Genomic DNA, 18136 nt, shown 5'->3' on the forward strand with positions numbered 1-18136 from the left:
CACCAAGACGCCCAATCCGGGGGATCAAGCGCCGCGGCATTCAGAAATGATCGGCAATACGTACCTGATGAAAACCCACTTCAAAGGCACGCTCAGTGGCTGTGTCTATGTCCCGGTAGCACTTTTCACTGCCAGAGCCGTCAGTCAGGGTGACAAAGCCACCACGGCGATGACGAAATTCGACCACCCAGCCGTTAGCCTGCAGTGAAGGCTCAATCACAGCTTCCACGATTTCGCTGTCCGCATATAAACGCTGTAACTCGGTAATTGTCATCTGCCTGATTCCTGCATCAATGCCCACTTTAAAAATGGCCTATAACTCAGCAAACAGGCAACAAAAAAGCCATGCGATTAGCATGGCTTTAGGTCAGCAGTGATAAACCGATCAGAAATCGACTTCAACACCAGCAAAAAATCCGTCCAGCTTCACTTTGCTGCCGGCAGGATTATTAATCGCATCAAAATCGTAATCCATCACGCGGTATCCGCCACGCAGATTAAGATCGGCCGCCACCAAAGGAATGGTAAACTTCATACCGGCTTTGGCATCAAGTGTGCTGGTATCATCGAAGCTACCGACGTTACCTTCCGCAAATACCGTCAGCGGTGTCATAGGAATGCCAACTTCAACATTACCGTAAACCGCCGGCTGCCACTCATCATCAAACATCTGCACGTGACCTTGCGCGTTGTACTCGCCGTCGCCGAATTTAATCAGAGACACACCGACATCCACGGCAACCAGATCGTTATCCAGAATCTCGTAGTACAGAGTAAAGTCTGTTTGTTTAAATGCCACCGCATCCGCTTCTACATTGGCGTAAGCAATACGTGCGTTTGGAATCAGTGGAACAAAATGTTCAAACGATGCATAAAAAGACGGAATGGTTTTGTCGCCACCGTCCACTGTATCGTTAATTTCAGCGCTGCTCATCCAGGCATCCGCGCCTACTGTACCGCCCAGCAGCATGTCAGCCTGAGCAGGTACCGAAGCTGCAATTGCCACTGCTACGGCCACTGCTGAAAGCATGTTTTTTTTCATTTCTGAGTCTCCGCTCTTTATAATTGTGCTTTAATTTTCTGCGCCAGACTATACCAGATGCTATGTAAGAAAACCGCATTTCATCGCCGGGAATCAGGGATTTGGCTCAAGCTCACTTTTTGAACATGCTAATATTTGCGTCTATGCATATCACGGTGCCGCGACGAACGTATCGGCGACTCGCGACGTGCTCCGCGGTACAACCAGACAGCAACCGCAATCAAAATAATCCATGGCAGCAGTTTAATCACCACCCCCAATAAACCCGCCAGCGCCATTACCGCAAAACCGGCCGCTATCGCGATAACCATGCCCATCAGGCTGATCCCTGTCATGACCAGCACACCAGCAAACACCAGTAAAAATAAAAACTCGACCATTCCAATCTCTCCGCTCACATCCGCAGGGAACAGAACCCGTTCTGCCCCTTCCTGCTTTACTGCAAGTTAACCGCAGGTTTCGGGCCAACATTCAGCCATCAAACAAACACTTATTTTTCAAGCAGATACAAAAACGCCGCGTTATCAGCTCGCGGCGTTACAGGCTAAGTTAGCAAATTTGACGATAACGAGTGGTTAAACTCACTATATCTTGCAGGCTAATCACACATCCAGATGGGCGGGAATCTTATCCAGCGCCTGCTGAACCACTTCTATACCCGACCCCGGCTTGTGGGCATTTTCGCTGATGTGCCGGCGCCACTGGCGTGCGCCCGGCATATTCTGGAACAACCCCAGCATATGACGGGTAATGTGACCCAGATACGAACCGTTCGCCAGCTGACGCTCAATATACGGATACATAGCTTCAACCACCTCGCGGCGCTTAATGATGGGACGCGCGCTGCCGAATAACTGCTGATCCAGCTCCGCCAGCATATACGGATTCTGATACGCTTCACGCCCGACCATCACCCCATCAAGGTGAGCCAGGTGGGATTCGATCTCGGCCAGCGTTTTCACCCCGCCGTTAATCGCCATGGTCAGGTGCGGAAAATCTTTCTTCAGCTGATAGACACGCGGGTAATCCAGCGGCGGGATTTCACGGTTTTCTTTCGGGCTCAGACCGCTCAGCCAGGCTTTACGGGCATGAATAGTGAAATTATCGCAACCGCCTTTTTCAGACACAGTACCGACAAAATCTGCCAGGAACTGATAGGAATCCTGCTCATCAATACCAATCCGGGTTTTCACCGTCACCGGAATATCCACCACTTCACGCATGGCCGACACACACAAAGCCACCAGATCCGCCTCGCCCATCAGGCACGCACCAAAACGGCCATTCTGCACACGATCCGACGGGCAACCGACATTCAGGTTCACTTCATCGTACCCGCGCTCCTGCGCCAGCTTGGCACAATGCGCCAGATCCGCGGGGTTCGAGCCGCCCAGTTGCAACGCCACCGGATGCTCTTCCTCGTTAAAGCTCAGAAAATCACCCTTACCATGAATAATCGCCCCGGTCGTCACCATCTCGGTGTACAGCAACGCATGCTGCGACAACAGTCGGTGGAAATAACGGCAGTGACGATCCGTCCAGTCCAACATAGGTGCCACAGAAAAACGGCATGAAGGGTGTTCGCCAGCGAGGCTGTGATTTTCCTGAGTATTTTCAGTGTGTCGCGTCATTCTGAATTTCCTGTCACTTCAATTGAAATTGCCCGAATTCCGTTCACTGTACCCTCGCCGTCCCCCTTCCAGAGCAGGACCATCTCGCTTCATTCATCGTCGAAAACAACACCCGAGAGCGATAACAGGCGGTACAAAGCAACTGTGTTCGTTAAAAAGCAGGGGCGTATTATACATGCAGAATACAAAATGATCAGGAAAAAGGCGCCACGCCAAGCAGGCCTCAGGCAGCCTAAGCGGTCAAAGATAGTCGTTCAGGGGGCACGACCCAAATCAGCCCACGTCAGTCCGGGGCTGATGGGTTATGCAGAAAACGATTTTTACTTATTCAGTCACAGCAGCTCATCCGGCACGTTACCACCGTTGTCGGCCAGTTTCTGCAGCACGGTTTTATGCAGCCACATATTCATTTGGGCGGAGTCGGCCATTTTGTCTGCGGGGCAGCCCAGTTCAGTCGCCAGTTCTTTGCGGGCCGACAGGCTGCTGTCGAGACCCAGCAGTTTCAGCAGATCGACAATAGAGGTTTTCCAGTTCAGTGCTTCCGGATGGCCGGTCGCCATAGCTTCCAGTTTGGCGACCACATCAACAGTTTCCATGGCCGGAGCGGCTGGCTCAGCCGGAGAGGCGGGTGCTGGTGTTTCATCGGGGGCAAATGTGACGTTGGCAGATGGCGTTGGTGTCTGGGGCGACTTTTTTCCAAAGCCAAGCTTGTTGAGAATATCGTTGAACAAACCCATTACTGCTCCTTAACCGGTGTTGGCCGGATTGCGAATGACAGGCAAAACAGAGCGGCAGAAGTGCTCGCTCAGCTTCATTAAAGCTAGTCGGGTTATTCGCTGCAGAGCGTCGCATTTCAACGACTGGCAACGGGTTAACAAAAAAGCGCCCTGAACGTCCTTGTCCTGGGCGCGGCAATAATGATTTTATTCGTGATAACGACTCAGAAGCTGGCCTGCAGCGACAGGCTGCCGAAAGCGTTATAGCCATTGAGCATGATGTGGTAGCGACCAGACTGAGTGGGGGTGATCGAACAGGTTTCGCTGTTGCCTGCGCGGTAAGGCCGGCAATCCCAGCTGGATTTGGTGGCTTTCTGCCCGAAGCGGACATACAGATCGGCATCCCCTGTTCCTGTTCCGCCAGAGGTGCGAACCGTCAGGGTACGTCCTGCGGTGACATCAATGTAGTAATGCTGCTCACTGCCGGACGTCCCGCTCAGGCCACTGAGCACCTGACCGTTTTCCAGTTTGCCGTCTGACGGGGTACCCGGATCGCCGCCGCCATTATCTGTACCGCTGTAAGCCAGCAGATTAAGGCTGTTGCGCGGATCACTCACTTTACCTGTGGTGCCGCGCTGGGCCAGAAGCTGACTGAGCTGAGCGGGAGTCAGGTTCGGGTATTCATCCAGATACAACGCGCCGATACCGGCCACGTGCGGTGTCGCCATGGACGTTCCGCTGATGGTTTTATAGCTGCCGTCATACCAGGCGGAGGTAATGGAGGATCCCGGGGCAAAAATGTCGACACAGCTGCCCCAGTTAGAAAAGCTGGAACGCTGATCAGAGCTGGTTGTCGAGCCGACAGTGACGCCATTTGCCACCCGGGCGGGTGAAACATTACAAGCATCCTGATTCTCATTCCCCGCTGCCAGCATAAAGCTGACGCCTGAATTCACCGCGCTGTTGATGGCGCTGTCCAGTGCGGTCGAAATGCCGCCGCCCAGACTCATATTCGCCACAGAAGGGCCAGTGGCATTCTGCTTCACCCAGTCCACCCCGGCAATCACCCCTGAGGTAGTACCCGAACCGCTGCAGCTCAGTACCCGCACCCCGACCAGGCTGACGTTCTTCGCCACACCGTAGCGCGTACCGCCAATGGTGCCGGCAACATGGGTACCGTGACCATTACAGTCGGTGGCATTGCTGTCGTTATCGACGAAATCGTAGCCGGAACGGGCACGGCCGCCGAACTCGGCATGGGTAGTTGTAACACCGGTATCAATGACGTACGCCGTCACGCCTGCGCCGTTATATTGGGTGACAAAATTACCGTCCAGCGGCAGATTGCGCTGATCCACGCGGTCCAGACCCCAGGTGGCATTGGTCTGCTGGGCATCAAAAGCTTCGGGGAAAACCGGATCGAGTGAAATCCGCTGATCCTGCTCTATATAGTCAACCTGATTATCCTGACGAAGAGCCTTGAGTTGCTCTGTCGTCAGCTCAGCGACAAAGCCGCTCAGGGCAGAATCGAACACCCTTTCAGCAGTCACGGCATGAAGTGTGCTGATAGACTCAACAGTACGGGCCACAAATTCGGCACGCGCGGCAATATCATTGGCGATATACGCCGGCTCTTTTAACACCACGATATACTGATTAGCGACGGCCTTCTCAGGTGCCGCGGTGATCAGCCTGGCCTGTGGCTCTGAACTGGCTGCAAACGGTGAGTCTTCAGCCTGAATAGCAGCACTGGCTAACACCAGCGCAGACGTGATACAGCAACCTAGCATTGTCTTAAACATTGTTCTTCCTTTTTATGTTTGTCCGTTACTTGGAATTGCCTACCCCTCACATCAGGCACAGTTAAAACCTATACGCAACTAAGCCCTTATACATAAGATGAAAATACCGAAATTCTCGAATGAAACAGAGAGATGCGTGGTTACATCCAAGTTGAGACTCATCACAAGGCATAAGTAACTTGCTGTTTTTATATCGTTATCCGGCCATAGTCGTGGACTTAATCAGATACAGGAAGGATGTAAACAAATCCGAACAGGTAAAAAATCTGATCAATAGTGGTTATATTTCATTAAGTTAATCATTAAATAACAGAAATTAGCCATAAGGTTACAGAGCTCAGGCTTTACAGCAGACCAAAATGCTGATTTTGCTCAAATTTGCAAAACAGAAGATCTCGGCTAATTGAACAGTGTGTTGTGCTGCTGAATAAAAAGACCGACCCGTCTCAGGGTGTAACAGGCAAAATGTGCGCTTTTCGTTCAGACTTGGTGAGAACCTCTTCACGACTCAGAGGAAAACCTATGCGCTGGCGCAAGACCAAACAAAGTACCAACATTGATGACAGACGCGGTCAGGGGCCAGCTCCCTCCGGGATGGCGGTTGCTGGATTGCTGCGTTTTCTCCCTTTTCTGCTCAAAACCAAAGTAGGTAAACTTATTCTGGTTGTCGGCGGGATATACCTGGCTTACCAGTATCTTACCGGCGGTGCCGGGATGATGGATGTGCAGCCCGGTTCCGGGGCGATGCAGCAACAGGGAGGCGCACAAACCGGTGGCGTACCGGCCAGTGACGAAGAGGCTCAGTTTGTCGCGGCGATTCTGGGTACCACAGAAACCGTGTGGAGCAAACTGCTCGACGGCCAGTATCCAGAACCACAGCTGGTGTTGTACAACAATATCACCCAGACAGGCTGCGGCATGGGTCAGGCGCAGTCCGGGCCGTTTTACTGTCCGGCGGACAGCAAGGTTTACCTGGATCTCAGCTTCATGGATGAGCTGAAAAAACTGGGGGCGCCCGGCGATTTCGCGTTTGCCTATGTGATAGCGCACGAGGTGGGTCATCATGTGCAAAATGTGCTGGGTACCAACAAACAGGTCGCCCAGATGCAGCAGCAGGCCAGCGAAACCGAAGCCAATCGCTTGAGCGTGATGCTTGAACTTCAGGCCGACTGCTATGCCGGGGTCTGGGGCTACTATGTCCACAATGACATGCAGTTGCTGGAGCCCGGCGACATTGAAGAGGGGTTGAAAGCCGCCAGCTCAGTGGGTGACGACCGACTGCAGGAAATGGCGGGCCAGGCCGTTCAGCCAGATGCCTTTACCCACGGTACCTCTGAGCAGCGTTCGAGCTGGTTCCGCAAAGGGTTTGAAAGCGGCAACCCGAACGACTGCGACACCTTCCAGAACCTGCAATAACGCTGATCCGGGGCCAGACGACATGCTGGCCCTGAAAAGATCGGCCAGGTCCCTAAGTCCTGCTTGCCATTTAACGGTTTGTGCATACACTTTGCCTCGCATTGTTCAGGGTGGCGGCGATAACAGATGAGCGCCGACGCTGCAGGAACCATGTCCGGAAATAGCGGCAACTTTTGACTTACAAACCAGTCAGTGACCCAATCGCTTATACCGTCAGCGACTTAACCGCTGATGCGAATGTGATCAGTTACACGAAAATTTTGTCCATCCGTGCTGGATTATGTCTCTCAGAGCTAGGTTTTTGAAATGCTATGATAGACTATGACGCTAGTCGCTTTTTTTGAGGAAGTATGGCAAATCATATGCAACTGCTGAATCAGGCCCAAACACTCTGTGATAAACGTGGAGTCCGGCTGACCCCGCAACGCCAGAAAGTACTGGAACTGATTGTTGAGCGCCAAAGTTCAATCAGTGCTTACGAGCTGCTTGATTTGCTTCGGGAAACTGAACCTCAGGCCAAGCCTCCCACTGTGTACCGCGCACTCGACTTTCTGCTGGCCCAGGGCTTTGTCCATAAAGTCGAGTCGACAAACAGTTATATCGCCTGCAATCTGTTGGACCATGCCTCTCATTGTTCACAGCTATTAATTTGCGATGAATGCAGTCATGTGGAGGAATGTCACGACGATGAATTGGCTAAAATGCTAAAACTAAAGGCACAACAACAGGGCTTTCAGATTTCTCACCATGTGGTTGAAAGCCACGGTGTGTGCCAAGCATGCCAACATAAGAAGTAGTCCGTTTCTGAACAACAACAAGGCAATCCAGATCCTATGCGAGCAGAATTTGTAAACCCGTTTCTGGCCTCTCTGCTGAATGTGCTCAAGACCATGGCGTCAATGGAGCTGGCCCCGCAAAAACCTCTGCTGAAAAAAGATGAAGTCGCCCGCGGTGATGTATCTGGCCTGATTGGTATGATTGGCCCGCAGACCAGAGGTTCGATGTCCATTACCTTTGATGAAGGCCTCGCGCTGGAAATCATGCAGCGCATGCTGGGTGAACGGCCAAATGGCATCAATGATGAAGTGACCGATATGGTTGGCGAGATCACCAATATGGTCACAGGTGGCGCCAAGCGTATTCTGTCTGAAAAAGGCTACGACTTTGAAATGGCCACGCCCGCTGTTGTGTCTGGCCGCGGCCACACCATCACGCACAAGAGCGAAGGGGCGATCATTATCATGCCGTTTGAATCTGAATACGGCAAAGCCTTCATCGAAATCAGCTTCGACCGCTAACGCTTTCAAACACCACCTCTTTTTCTGCAGGCCAGTGCGAACTGGCCTGACCTATTGGCGTGACTATGCGTAACTCTTTCACTCTTTTTGCATAAATAACGCATAAATCATTGCCCCGCCTTCCGGTTACGATCTAGACTGGAAATGCTATTTAGGCATCTACTCACCTATAAAGATACCTGTTAATAGCATTCGTGTTGCCTGCCTTCGGGTAACGCAAGGAATAGATTACAAAGGAAAGATCGTCAAATGAGCAAACTGACAGGAACCGTTAAATGGTTCAACGATGATAAAGGTTTTGGTTTTATCTCTGCTGCTGATGGCAAAGATGTTTTTGTTCACTTCAGCGCCATTCAGGCTCAGGGACGTCGTACCCTGAGAGAGGGCCAAAATGTTGAGTTTATCGTTACTGACGGCCAGAAAGGCCCACAAGCCAGCGAAGTGGTCGCCCTGTCTTAACCCTAAGGCATGCCGCAACTAAGAAAAACGCCGCAAAAGCGGCGTTTTATCATTTCAGGCTTCCGGCTGGATTACTGACGCCATTGCTTAAAGGTATTGATCAGGCCATTGGTCGAGCTGTCATGGCTGCTCACCGGTGCGTTGTCCGCCAGTTCCGGCAGAATCTGATTAGCCAGCTGTTTACCCAGCTCAACGCCCCACTGATCGAAGCTGTAGATATTCCAAATCACGCCTTGAGTGAAGATCTTATGCTCGTACATCGCGATCAGCGCGCCCAGGGTATACGGGGTCACTTGCTTGACCAGAATCGAGTTGGTCGGGCGGTTACCTTCGAACACTTTAAATGGCGCCAGCTCTGCCGCTTCCTCCGGTGTTTTACCTGCCGCGGTGAATTCCGCTTCCACCTGCGCGCGGGTTTTACCGAATGCCAGCGCTTCGGTCTGGGCAAAGAAGTTTGCCATCAGTTTAGGGTGGTGATCACCCAGCGGATTGTGGCTGATTGCCGGGGCAATAAAATCACACGGGATCAGCTTAGTGCCCTGATGGATCAGCTGATAAAACGCATGCTGACCGTTAGTGCCCGGCTCACCCCAGATGATAGGCCCGGTCTGATAATCCACAGGATTGCCGCCGCGGTCAACATACTTACCGTTCGATTCCATGTTGCCCTGCTGGAAGTAAGCCGCAAAACGGTGCATGTACTGATCGTAAGGCAGAATAGCTTCGGATTCAGCACCGAAGAAATTGTTATACCACAGGCCAATCAGCGCCAGAATGACCGGCAGATTCTCGGTCAGCGGTGTCTGGGCAAAATGCTTGTCCATCGCATGCGCACCGGCCAGCAGCTCTTCAAAATGCTCGTAACCCACAGCCAGGCAGATCGACAAACCAATCGCTGACCACAGTGAATAACGGCCGCCGACCCAGTCCCAGAACTCAAACATATTGTCAGTATCAATACCAAAGGCGGACACCGCATCGGCATTGGTCGACAGTGCAGCAAAGTGTTTCGCCACATGCGCTGGATCTTTGGCTTCAGCCAGAAACCAGTCACGCGCCGAATGGGCATTGGTCATGGTTTCCTGAGTGGTGAAGGTTTTTGACGCCACCAGGAACAGGGTCGTTTCCGGGTTCAGCCCCTTCAGGGTCTCGGCAATATGGGTGCCGTCCACGTTAGAGACAAAATGCAGGTTGAGACGGGTTTTGTACGGCGCCAGTGCTTCCGACACCATGTAAGGGCCCAGATCAGAGCCGCCGATGCCGATATTGACCACATCGGTAATCGCTTTGCCTGTGTACCCTTTCCAGTCACCGCCAATAATACGGTCGGAGAACTGCTGCATTTTCGCCAGCACAGCATTCACATGCGGCATTACATCTTCGCCGTCCACCAGCACAGGTGTATTGCTGCGGTTACGCAGCGCGACATGCAGCACGGCACGATCTTCGGTGCGGTTAATTTTTTCACCGCTGAACATAGACGCTATGGCGGTTTTCAGTTCGGTCTGTTCAGCCAGCTCAAACAGCCTGGCCAGCGTTTCTTCCGTGATCAGGTTCTTTGAATAATCCAGCAGGATATCGTTGCCGAACGCCGCGGAAAACGTCTCGAAACGTGATGAGTCTTTAGCAAACAGCTCGCTGAGCTGAAGATCCTGTGCCTGTTCAAAATGGGCAGTCAGTGCCTGCCAGGCAGTTGTTTGCGTGGGGTTAATGTTTTTCAACATAATGACGTTCCTGATGTGTTATTTTTTCACTACAGCACAACCGGTGGTGCGGCAGTGAATATCCAATTCAACGGCGTTTGCACAGCCAAACTGGCCATAAGCATGGCGATATTTTGGTAATTTTACAACTTATTGTTAATTATGCCGCCGCCACCGCCCTACCTGCCTTGCTCCAGGTCACGCTTTCGGCGAATCGTCTACAGCCGCTAAACTATAGGAAATTATCCTGCAGTCTGAAAGAAATAAAGAGAGAAAAGCGACTGCCAGCTTAAAATGCAGCAGCACCCGGATGCATCCTGCCCTGATTTCCTGACCATGGCTGATGAAATTGAACAACAGATTAAAAATGATGCTGCCGGATCAGTAACCCTCTTAATCCAGCTACCTGCCTGATCAGAGCGCCAGCCATGGCTCTTATTCATCACTGTGTCGTACCAGAACTGATTATTTTGATTAAAAGATACTTGATAAAAAGATTTATCAGGCTTATCTTTAGTTAAGTATCTTTGATAAAAGATACTTTTCATAGAGCTATCTCTTTTCAATCACTGAACCCGTCCGCAGAAATGACAAAAGGAAAAGAACCATGAAACTCAGCATTATTTCAGGCAGCCACCGCGAACAATCATACAGCATGAAGGCGGCAGCCTATTTACAGACTCTGGCCGATGAGCAAGGGTTCGAGGAAACAGAGATCATGGATTTGAGTACCCTTAATCTGCCGCTGTGGAATGAAGGGGTCTGGAGTGGCAGCGATGAATGGAGTGGCTGGCGGGTGCTCGCTGAAGGGCTGAAAACATCGGATGCGGTGGTACTGATCACACCGGAATGGCACGGCATGGCAACCCCGGCCCTCAAAAATTTCCTGTTGCTGTGCACCTCGGCAGAACTGGGTCACAAGCCGGTACTGCTGGTCAGTGTTTCCGCAAGCGTAAACGGTGTCTACCCTATCAGTGAGCTGCGCATGACAGGCAGTAAGAACAACCACGCATGTTTCATCCCGGATCATTTGATCTTCCGCGACTGTGAAACTCTGCTGGCAGCGGACCAAGCCGTCAGTGATGAGCGGTTCGACGGCCGGGCGAGATATACCATCAAATCTCTGGCAGCCTATGCCAGAGCCTTAAGCCCGGTGCGAGAAGAACTGCAACAGGGGATGAAAGATTTCCCGTTCGGCATGTGACAAAAACCATCATGCCCCTTTGCTGCCATGAAACAATCCAGAGCCCGCTAGGGTTTAATCACCACACAGGCCGTCTGTTTCTGGCGGCCAAACCCGAGGATCTGGCTCAGCCCGGCTTTATTGAGCGGGATATGAGCACGATGGCTGCTGTCTGCCTTGTCTTCGGCAAAGGGGTCATGAAAGAAAAAGAACTGTTCACTGACGCCGCTCAGCACAATCCAGTGCGGCTCTTTGCAGCCGTTAAAGCGATAGGTGCTGATCAGCATCAGCAAACAGCAGCCCTGTTTCAGCCAGTCTTCAATCTGACTGACCGCCGGCATGGCATCCACTACAGGCACACCGGCCTCGTCCAACTGCTGACAAAAATCCTGATGGACCAGCTCGATAATGTCCTTTTTCCTGGGATCGCGAACACTGTCGATAAAAGGCGTGGACAGCGACTGCGCCCACAATTCCACTTTGCACCCGCGCCGGTGCGCCGCCAGTGCCAGCCCCTGCCCGCTGCACCCGCCGTGGCCCGATGCCATGAAGATAGTGGTGGCCTCCCGCCACAGCTGCATCTCGATCTGACGGCTGGGCTGAAAGGCCGAATCCAGATAAGACAGGCTCATCATTAAGCATGCCGGGCCACAGGTGAATGGCGTGGTCTGTACATACAAAGGAAGCGGTAGCAAGTGCTTAGCTTCCATAGGACTCAGACGTTTTTGCATCCTGACGCCATCGGCCAGATCATCGTAATAATGGATTAAAATTTTTAATGGTTTATAACCGCATTTTTCATAAAGATTTCGCGCCGCAACATTGTCATTGCGCACTTCCAGCCTTAATGTATTGAAACCGTTTTCCAGTGCCGCCGCTTCACAGGCAGACAATAACTGCTGAGCAATGTGCCTGCCTCGATAAACGGGATCGACGGCAAGGGAATACAACCGCGCCAGCTGGGTGCCCCGGTGAAATAACACCAGCCCATAGCCAGCTATCCGGCCTTCATCTTCCGCGACAAACAGCACGCTCTGGGGCGATTTAATAAACCGCCGCATCTGACGGGGTGAAATACGATCCCCGTCAAAAAGCTGAGCCTCCAGAGCATTTAAACTATCTAGAGCATAAAGCTGTGCAATACGGACTATCATGGACTTATTCACGCTTGAGTGGACTAGTTCGATTTAATCCCAAAATTAGCCGTAAGGCTATAGGTGAAGAAAAAGATGACAAAAGTCCTCATTATTACCGACAACGACAGTGACTGGCGGCAGTATTTTCCCTCTGACAGGGTTGTCACTGTCGACACATATTTGCAGCAGGGTGCGTTTTGTGAAAACAAAGCCACTCAGGTCATAAACCTGTGCCGCGACTACGGTTATATGAGCAGCGGTTATTACTGTTCGCTGATGGCCGAAGCCCGCGGGCACAGGGTAATTCCCCGTGTGATGACGATTAATGACTTGTCTCAGCCCTTCCTGTTGTCGGTACCGTCAGACCAGCTGGAAAAAGCCTTTGCGCACCAGTTGCAGTCGTCTGGGGATCAGCTCGAAGAAAAAATTTACTTTGGTCAGTCCAAAGTGCCCGGTTTTGAAAAAATGGCGCGCCGCCTGTTCGAGCACTTTATGGTGCCTGTGATTAAAGTGATCATCCGCCGCTCCGATTCGCACTGGCAGGTCGATCAGATCACGCCGTTCCCGTTTCAGGATTTGACGGATCCTGAGCAGGATTTGTTTGCCGAGGCACTGGAGCGCTTTTCCAACAAGGTGTGGCGCTCACCCAAGCCGAGCAAGAATGCACGCTACGATCTGGCCTTGCTAGTCGATCCGAACGAAAAGATGCCGCCGTCAGACAGCGCAGCCCTGCATAACTTTAAGAAAGCCGCCAAGCGCCTGGGCATGCGGCTGCAGGCCATTACCCCGGATGATCTGTCGCGGCTGGGCGAATTTGACGGCCTGTTCATCCGTGCCACCACCAATATCGGTAACTTCACTTACCGTTTTGCCAAAACGGCGGAGAAGCTGGGCCTGATCGTGATGGACGATCCGGAGTCGATCATGAAATGCACCAACAAGGTATTTCTCACCGAATTGTTGCGCTTGCACAAAGTCCCGACCCCGAAAAGTGTGGTGCTGAAAAGCTTCGATCCTAACTGGCTCGAACAGGCTGAAAACGACATAGGTTTTCCTATGGTACTCAAAGTGCCGGACGGTGCTTTTTCTGTCGGCGTGGTAAAAGTCAAAAACCGGGAAGAATTGCTGACCCAAATGGAGGCCCTGTTTGCGCGCAGTACGCTGATTCTGGCCCAGGAGTTTCTGCCGACAGATTTTGACTGGCGGATTGGTATCCTCAACCGTCAGCCGCTGTTTGCCTGTAAGTATTACATGAGCCGCGGCCACTGGCAGATTTACCAGCACCACAACAGCGGCCGGGTCACCTCGGGCGGCTTTGAAACCCTGGATTTGAAACAGGTGCCAAAGAACGTGATCGAGGTGGCGCTCAAAGCCGCCAACCAGATTGGTGCAGGTCTGTACGGCGTCGATCTGAAGGAAGTGAATGGCCAGGTGGTGGTGATAGAAGTGAACGACAACCCGAGTATCGATCATAAAGTCGAAGATGCTTTCCTTGGCGATCTGCTCTACGACCGGGTGATGACAGAGTTTCTGCGCCGCATTCAGCTGCGCGGCTTTTGATAACAGACAAGGCGGGCCAGTGACCCGCCTTGTGCGTTTTCATTCCTTTGTTCAATGAGGACACCGGCCAACAGCGTATAACTTGCCGGCATCAATACTGACTCATTATCGGTACGCCATGGCCACGCGCGATGTCAGCTTGGTCACCAGTTCGTACGCTATGGTACCGACATGCTCGGCCACCACCTCGGCAGGTAATCCCTGCCCCCATAATACCGCTTCATCGCCCACGCAATCGGTGGCATCCGGCCCCAGATCGACCGTCAGCATATCCATAGAGACCCGACCTGCAATCGGCACCCAGCGGCCGTTGATCAGCACAGGCGTGCCATTCGGCGCGGTGCGCGGATAACCGTCGCCATAACCTATGGCCACCACGCCGATTTTGGTATCCCGCTCGCTGACCCAGATGCCGCCATAACCGACCGCTTCCCCTTGCTTGAGTGTCCGCACCGCAATCACACTGGAGGTCAGTGTCATCACCGGCTGCATACCAAAGGCTTCGGCAGAGTGCGTCTTATCGGCGAACGGCGAAATGCCATACATGATAATACCAGGACGAATCCACTCCAGATGGCTGTCCGGCCAGGCCAGAATACCCGCGGAATTGGCCAGAGAGCGCTCCCCCCGGCAGCCTTGCGTCAGCGACATAAAAGTCTGGATCTGGCTGTCTGTCACCGGGCTGTCCAGCTCATCGGCACAGGCAAAATGACTCATATACCGCAGCGGCTGGGCCACATTCGGGCTGGCATGCAGGCGATCGACAAATGCCTGGAACTCTTCCGGACGCACGCCGAGACGATGCATGCCGCTGTCAATTTTGAGCCAGACTTTCACCGGCATCTCCAGCACTGCCTGCTCCAGAGCTTCCAACTGCTCTATGGTGTGGACCACGGTCTGAATATTATTGGTCACCAGCACAGGCAGATCCGACGGCGAGTAAAAACCTTCCATCAGAAGAATCGGTTTCACCACCCCACAGGCGCGCAGCGAGAGGGCTTCCTCAATCCTCGCGACACCAAAGCCGTCGGCATCCGGCAGCCCGGTAGCAACCTGCTCCAGACCGTGTCCGTAACCATTGGCTTTGACCATGGCGAGCAACTTGCAGCCGGGCGCCTGCTGTCTGATCAGACTCAGGTTCTGGCGCAAAGCCCGGGTATCAATATAGGCGGTAGCTGCTTTCATTCATTATCCTGCTGCTGGGTTAACGCTAATACTCATCATCAAAGGCCGGGCCGGCATAATTGTCAAAGCGGGAAAACTGACCCTGGAAAGTCAGGCGCACACTACCTATGGGGCCGTTACGCTGTTTACCTATGATGATTTCAGCAATGCCTTTCAGTGCACTGTCTTCGTGATATACCTCATCACGGTAGATGAACATGATCAAGTCCGCATCCTGCTCGATGGCACCAGATTCACGCAAGTCCGAGTTTACCGGACGCTTATCGGCCCGCTGCTCCAGCGAGCGGTTAAGCTGAGACAGCGCCACCACAGGTACATTCAGCTCTTTCGCCAGGGCTTTGAGCGAGCGGGAGATCTCGGCAATTTCCAGCGTACGGTTATCCTGCAAGCCAGGCACCCGCATCAGCTGAAGGTAATCGACCATGATCATGCTGAGCCCGCCATGTTCACGGGCAATACGGCGGGCACGAGAGCGGACATCTGTCGGGGTCAGGCCAGAACTGTCATCAATGTACATGTTCTTTTTTTCCATCAGTATGCCCATGGTCGACGAAATGCGCGCCCAGTCTTCATCGTCCAGCTGACCGGTACGGATCTTGGTCTGATCCACCCGCGACAGCGAGGCCAACATACGCATCATGATTTGTTCGGCGGGCATCTCCAGCGAAAAAATCAGCACCGGCTTTTCCTGCTCCATGGCTGCGTTTTCGCACAGGTTCATCGCGAACGTCGTTTTACCCATCGACGGACGGGCTGCCACTATGATCAGATCCGATCCCTGCAGGCCTGCAGTTTTCTTATTCAGATCGGTAAAGCCGGTTGAGACCCCGGTGACACCATCCTGAGGCGACTGATACAGCAGTTCGATACGTTCCAGGGTTTTTTCCAGAATGGTATCGACATTCTGCGGACCTTCATTTTCATTGGTACGCTGCTCGGCAATGGCAAACACTTTACTTTCTGCCATATCGAGCAGATCGACGCTGGTTCTGCCCTGAGGGTCATAACCGGCATCGGCAATCTCGTTGGCGACCCCTATCATGTCGCGGATCAGCGCACGCTCCCTGACAATCTCAGCATAGGCGGTAATATTGGCCGCAGAAGGGGTGTTCTTGGCTAACTCGGCCAGGTAGGCAAAGCCACCGACATCCTCAAGCTGATCATGCAGCTCAAGACGTTCTGACAGGGTGATCAAATCCAGCGGCTGGCCGGATTCCAGCAACCCGGCGGCAGACTCAAAAATCATCCGGTGCGGACGGCTGTAAAAATCACGCGCGACCACTTTTTCTGCGACGCTGTCCCAGCGCTCATTATCCAGCAGCAGGCCGCCAAGCACTGACTGCTCTGCCTCCAGCGAATGAGGCGGCATTTTGAGCGCATCCATCTGACTGTCTTTGGGGCGATTGGGTTTACTTTTCTCTGCCATAACCACTTGCACGTTTGACCTGAATCCGGCCTGTTAGTATACCTGAACATTCCTGCGAGCTGGCAGCCATCCAGACAAAAAAGACCCGGTAAAAGCTGCGCTGCCCAATCTTACGGCACTTCAGCAAAATTTATGTCTAATAGCGCAACATCCTGACGATCAGCTGACATTTTTCAGCTACACTCCGCCGCCTACACCTTTTCTGCACTTTTTTGTGTGTAAGCCGTCGTTTCTTGTGTCAGTAGTTGGGAGGGCACGTGGCAAATAAATGCATACTGCTTCCTGTGCTGGTATCCGGCCTGCTCATGATGGCTGAGGCCAGCGCAGAAGAGGTGCCAGAGCTCCCTCCGATCACCTCGCCCTGGTCCAGTGAACTGGAGCTGGGATACCAGTCGCTTTCCGGCAACTCGAATACCAAATCGCTCAATACCCGGCTGGGGCTGACCTATGTCAAAGATCAGTTTCGTCAGCAGGTCGAAGCCAAATACCTGCTGGCAGAAGAAGACGGTGAGGAAGAAAAACGCAAAGGCCAGCTCGAATTGCAGAGCGACTTCATCATTAATGAACGGGCGTATGTGCTGGGCAATACCAGCTATATCGACGACAAATACGGCCCCTACTTCAGGGATTTCACCCTGGCAACCGGTATCGGCTACCGGGTGATCCGGCTGGAAAGCATGATGATGGAGATAGAAGCCGGCCCGGGTTACCGGCATCAGGAACCGAACATCGACGAAATAGACGATGACGACATCATAGTCCCTGAAACCGTCGATGAGCTGATCCTGCGTGGCAGCACCCGCTGGATCTGGAAACCGTCCAAAGATGTCGAACTGAATGTCCGGCTGACCGGCATAGCCGGTAACAGTAACAGCACGCTGGAAACCCAGGTGTCTCTCACCAGTGCAATCTCAGAGCATATCGCCATCAAGCTCAGCAACACTCAGAAGTTCAACAGCTGGGTACCGGACGGCCTGCAAAAACGCGACGGTACCATGACAATCAACCTGCTATTTCATTACTGATCAGCCTCATTACTGAGCTGCGCCATCCTGCTGACAGCCGTTCTCCGGACATAAAAAAACCAGCCCTGAGGCTGGTTTTTTCGCAGAAGTGCCGGTGCTGATTACTCAGCAGCAACAACTTCCAGCTTAACTGTTGCAAATACGTCAGAGTGCAGCTGCAGGCTGATCTCATATTCGCCAGTAGTGCGCAGAGCACCTTCTGGCAGACGTACTTCGCTTTTCGCAACTTCAACGCCAGCAGCAGTTACTGCATCAGCGATATCACGAGTACCGATTGAACCGAACAGTTTGCCTTCGTCACCCGCTTTAGAAGCAATAACGACAGCTTCCAGAGCGTTAACTTTCTCAGCGCGAGCTTGAGCAGCAGACAGTTGCTCTGCAACTTTTGCTTCCAGCTCAGCACGACGAGCTTCAAACATTTCAACGTTAGATTTGGTAGCCATAACTGCTTTACCCTGAGGGATCAGGAAGTTACGAGCATAACCAGCTTTAACGCTTACCTGATCACCAAGGCTGCCCAGGTTACCGATTTTATCAAGTAGAATAACTTGCAT

At 52.6% G+C, this 18136-nt stretch carries 19 protein-coding genes; 7 read left to right on the plus strand and 12 right to left on the minus strand.

What is annotated here, in order from left to right:
- Window positions 1-40: 40 nt before the first annotated feature.
- From H511_RS0120555 to H511_RS0120580, 6 genes are all read right to left on the minus strand, one after another.
- Window positions 41-274 carry a hypothetical protein gene (locus H511_RS0120555; protein ID WP_027254029.1) on the minus strand — a complete coding sequence of 78 codons (234 nt, stop codon included), beginning with the start codon at window positions 272-274 and terminating at the stop codon, window positions 41-43.
- Window positions 275-385: 111 nt separating this feature from the next.
- On the minus strand, window positions 386-1042 hold the full coding sequence (locus tag H511_RS0120560; protein ID WP_027254030.1) for a TIGR04219 family outer membrane beta-barrel protein: 657 nt from the start codon (window positions 1040-1042) through the stop codon (window positions 386-388).
- Between the two features lie 128 nt (window positions 1043-1170).
- On the minus strand, window positions 1171-1422 hold the full coding sequence (gene pspG / locus H511_RS0120565) for an envelope stress response protein PspG (RefSeq protein ID WP_027254031.1): 252 nt from the start codon (window positions 1420-1422) through the stop codon (window positions 1171-1173).
- 222 nt (window positions 1423-1644) lie between these two features.
- On the minus strand, window positions 1645-2673 hold the full coding sequence (gene dusA / locus H511_RS0120570; protein ID WP_027254032.1) for a tRNA dihydrouridine(20/20a) synthase DusA: 1029 nt from the start codon (window positions 2671-2673) through the stop codon (window positions 1645-1647).
- Between the two features lie 332 nt (window positions 2674-3005).
- Complete coding sequence (locus H511_RS0120575) at window positions 3006-3410, minus strand: DUF3597 domain-containing protein (RefSeq protein ID WP_027254033.1); 405 nt, start codon at window positions 3408-3410, stop codon at window positions 3006-3008.
- 203 nt (window positions 3411-3613) lie between these two features.
- Entirely contained in the window at window positions 3614-5191 is a 1578-nt protein-coding gene (locus H511_RS0120580) for a S8 family peptidase (protein ID WP_027254034.1), read from the minus strand.
- Window positions 5192-5713: 522 nt separating this feature from the next.
- Here H511_RS0120580 and ypfJ point away from each other — a divergent pair.
- From ypfJ to H511_RS0120600, 4 genes are all read left to right on the plus strand, one after another.
- Window positions 5714-6607, plus strand: a complete 894-nt coding sequence (gene ypfJ, locus H511_RS0120585) for a KPN_02809 family neutral zinc metallopeptidase (protein WP_027254035.1) — start codon at window positions 5714-5716, stop codon at window positions 6605-6607.
- Between the two features lie 350 nt (window positions 6608-6957).
- Window positions 6958-7404 (plus strand): zinc uptake transcriptional repressor Zur, encoded by a 447-nt coding sequence (gene zur / locus H511_RS0120590; protein ID WP_027254036.1) that lies wholly within the window; start codon window positions 6958-6960, stop codon window positions 7402-7404.
- Between the two features lie 36 nt (window positions 7405-7440).
- Window positions 7441-7905: a chemotaxis protein CheX gene (locus tag H511_RS0120595; RefSeq protein ID WP_027254037.1), complete on the plus strand. Its 465-nt coding sequence runs from the start codon at window positions 7441-7443 to the stop codon at window positions 7903-7905.
- A 249-nt stretch (window positions 7906-8154) separates the two neighbouring features.
- Entirely contained in the window at window positions 8155-8364 is a 210-nt protein-coding gene (locus H511_RS0120600; RefSeq protein WP_027254038.1) for a cold-shock protein, read from the plus strand.
- A 71-nt stretch (window positions 8365-8435) separates the two neighbouring features.
- Here H511_RS0120600 and pgi read toward each other — a convergent pair whose 3' ends face one another.
- Both pgi and H511_RS24725 read right to left on the minus strand, forming a co-directional pair.
- On the minus strand, window positions 8436-10088 hold the full coding sequence (pgi, locus tag H511_RS0120605) for a glucose-6-phosphate isomerase (protein WP_036760151.1): 1653 nt from the start codon (window positions 10086-10088) through the stop codon (window positions 8436-8438).
- A gap of 221 nt (window positions 10089-10309) precedes the next feature.
- Window positions 10310-10615: a hypothetical protein gene (locus tag H511_RS24725; RefSeq protein ID WP_155804974.1), complete on the minus strand. Its 306-nt coding sequence runs from the start codon at window positions 10613-10615 to the stop codon at window positions 10310-10312.
- Window positions 10616-10674: 59 nt separating this feature from the next.
- On the opposite strand from H511_RS24725, the gene H511_RS0120615 reads away from it, so the two are divergent.
- Complete coding sequence (locus tag H511_RS0120615; protein ID WP_027254040.1) at window positions 10675-11271, plus strand: NADPH-dependent FMN reductase; 597 nt, start codon at window positions 10675-10677, stop codon at window positions 11269-11271.
- Between the two features lie 47 nt (window positions 11272-11318).
- On the opposite strand, the gene H511_RS0120620 is transcribed toward H511_RS0120615, so the two are convergent.
- Window positions 11319-12404 (minus strand): GNAT family N-acetyltransferase/peptidase C39 family protein, encoded by a 1086-nt coding sequence (locus H511_RS0120620; protein ID WP_027254041.1) that lies wholly within the window; start codon window positions 12402-12404, stop codon window positions 11319-11321.
- A gap of 75 nt (window positions 12405-12479) precedes the next feature.
- Between H511_RS0120620 and H511_RS0120625 the strand changes: the two genes are divergently transcribed.
- The gene (locus H511_RS0120625) at window positions 12480-13946 is read left to right on the plus strand and encodes a RimK family protein (protein ID WP_027254042.1); all 1467 of its coding nucleotides are present in this window, start codon (window positions 12480-12482) and stop codon (window positions 13944-13946) included.
- Window positions 13947-14051: 105 nt separating this feature from the next.
- On the opposite strand, the gene alr is transcribed toward H511_RS0120625, so the two are convergent.
- On the minus strand, window positions 14052-15131 hold the full coding sequence (gene alr, locus H511_RS0120630) for an alanine racemase (protein WP_027254043.1): 1080 nt from the start codon (window positions 15129-15131) through the stop codon (window positions 14052-14054).
- Between the two features lie 25 nt (window positions 15132-15156).
- The gene (locus H511_RS0120635) at window positions 15157-16557 is read right to left on the minus strand and encodes a replicative DNA helicase (protein WP_027254044.1); all 1401 of its coding nucleotides are present in this window, start codon (window positions 16555-16557) and stop codon (window positions 15157-15159) included.
- A gap of 257 nt (window positions 16558-16814) precedes the next feature.
- On the opposite strand from H511_RS0120635, the gene H511_RS0120640 reads away from it, so the two are divergent.
- Window positions 16815-17582 carry a DUF481 domain-containing protein gene (locus tag H511_RS0120640; protein ID WP_248616631.1) on the plus strand — a complete coding sequence of 256 codons (768 nt, stop codon included), beginning with the start codon at window positions 16815-16817 and terminating at the stop codon, window positions 17580-17582.
- Window positions 17583-17683: 101 nt separating this feature from the next.
- On the opposite strand, the gene rplI is transcribed toward H511_RS0120640, so the two are convergent.
- Window positions 17684-18136: a 50S ribosomal protein L9 gene (gene rplI / locus H511_RS0120645; protein WP_027254046.1), complete on the minus strand. Its 453-nt coding sequence runs from the start codon at window positions 18134-18136 to the stop codon at window positions 17684-17686.

It is taken from the genome of Photobacterium halotolerans DSM 18316, assembly GCF_000425165.1.
Taxonomy (GTDB): Bacteria; Pseudomonadota; Gammaproteobacteria; order Enterobacterales; family Vibrionaceae; genus Photobacterium; species Photobacterium halotolerans.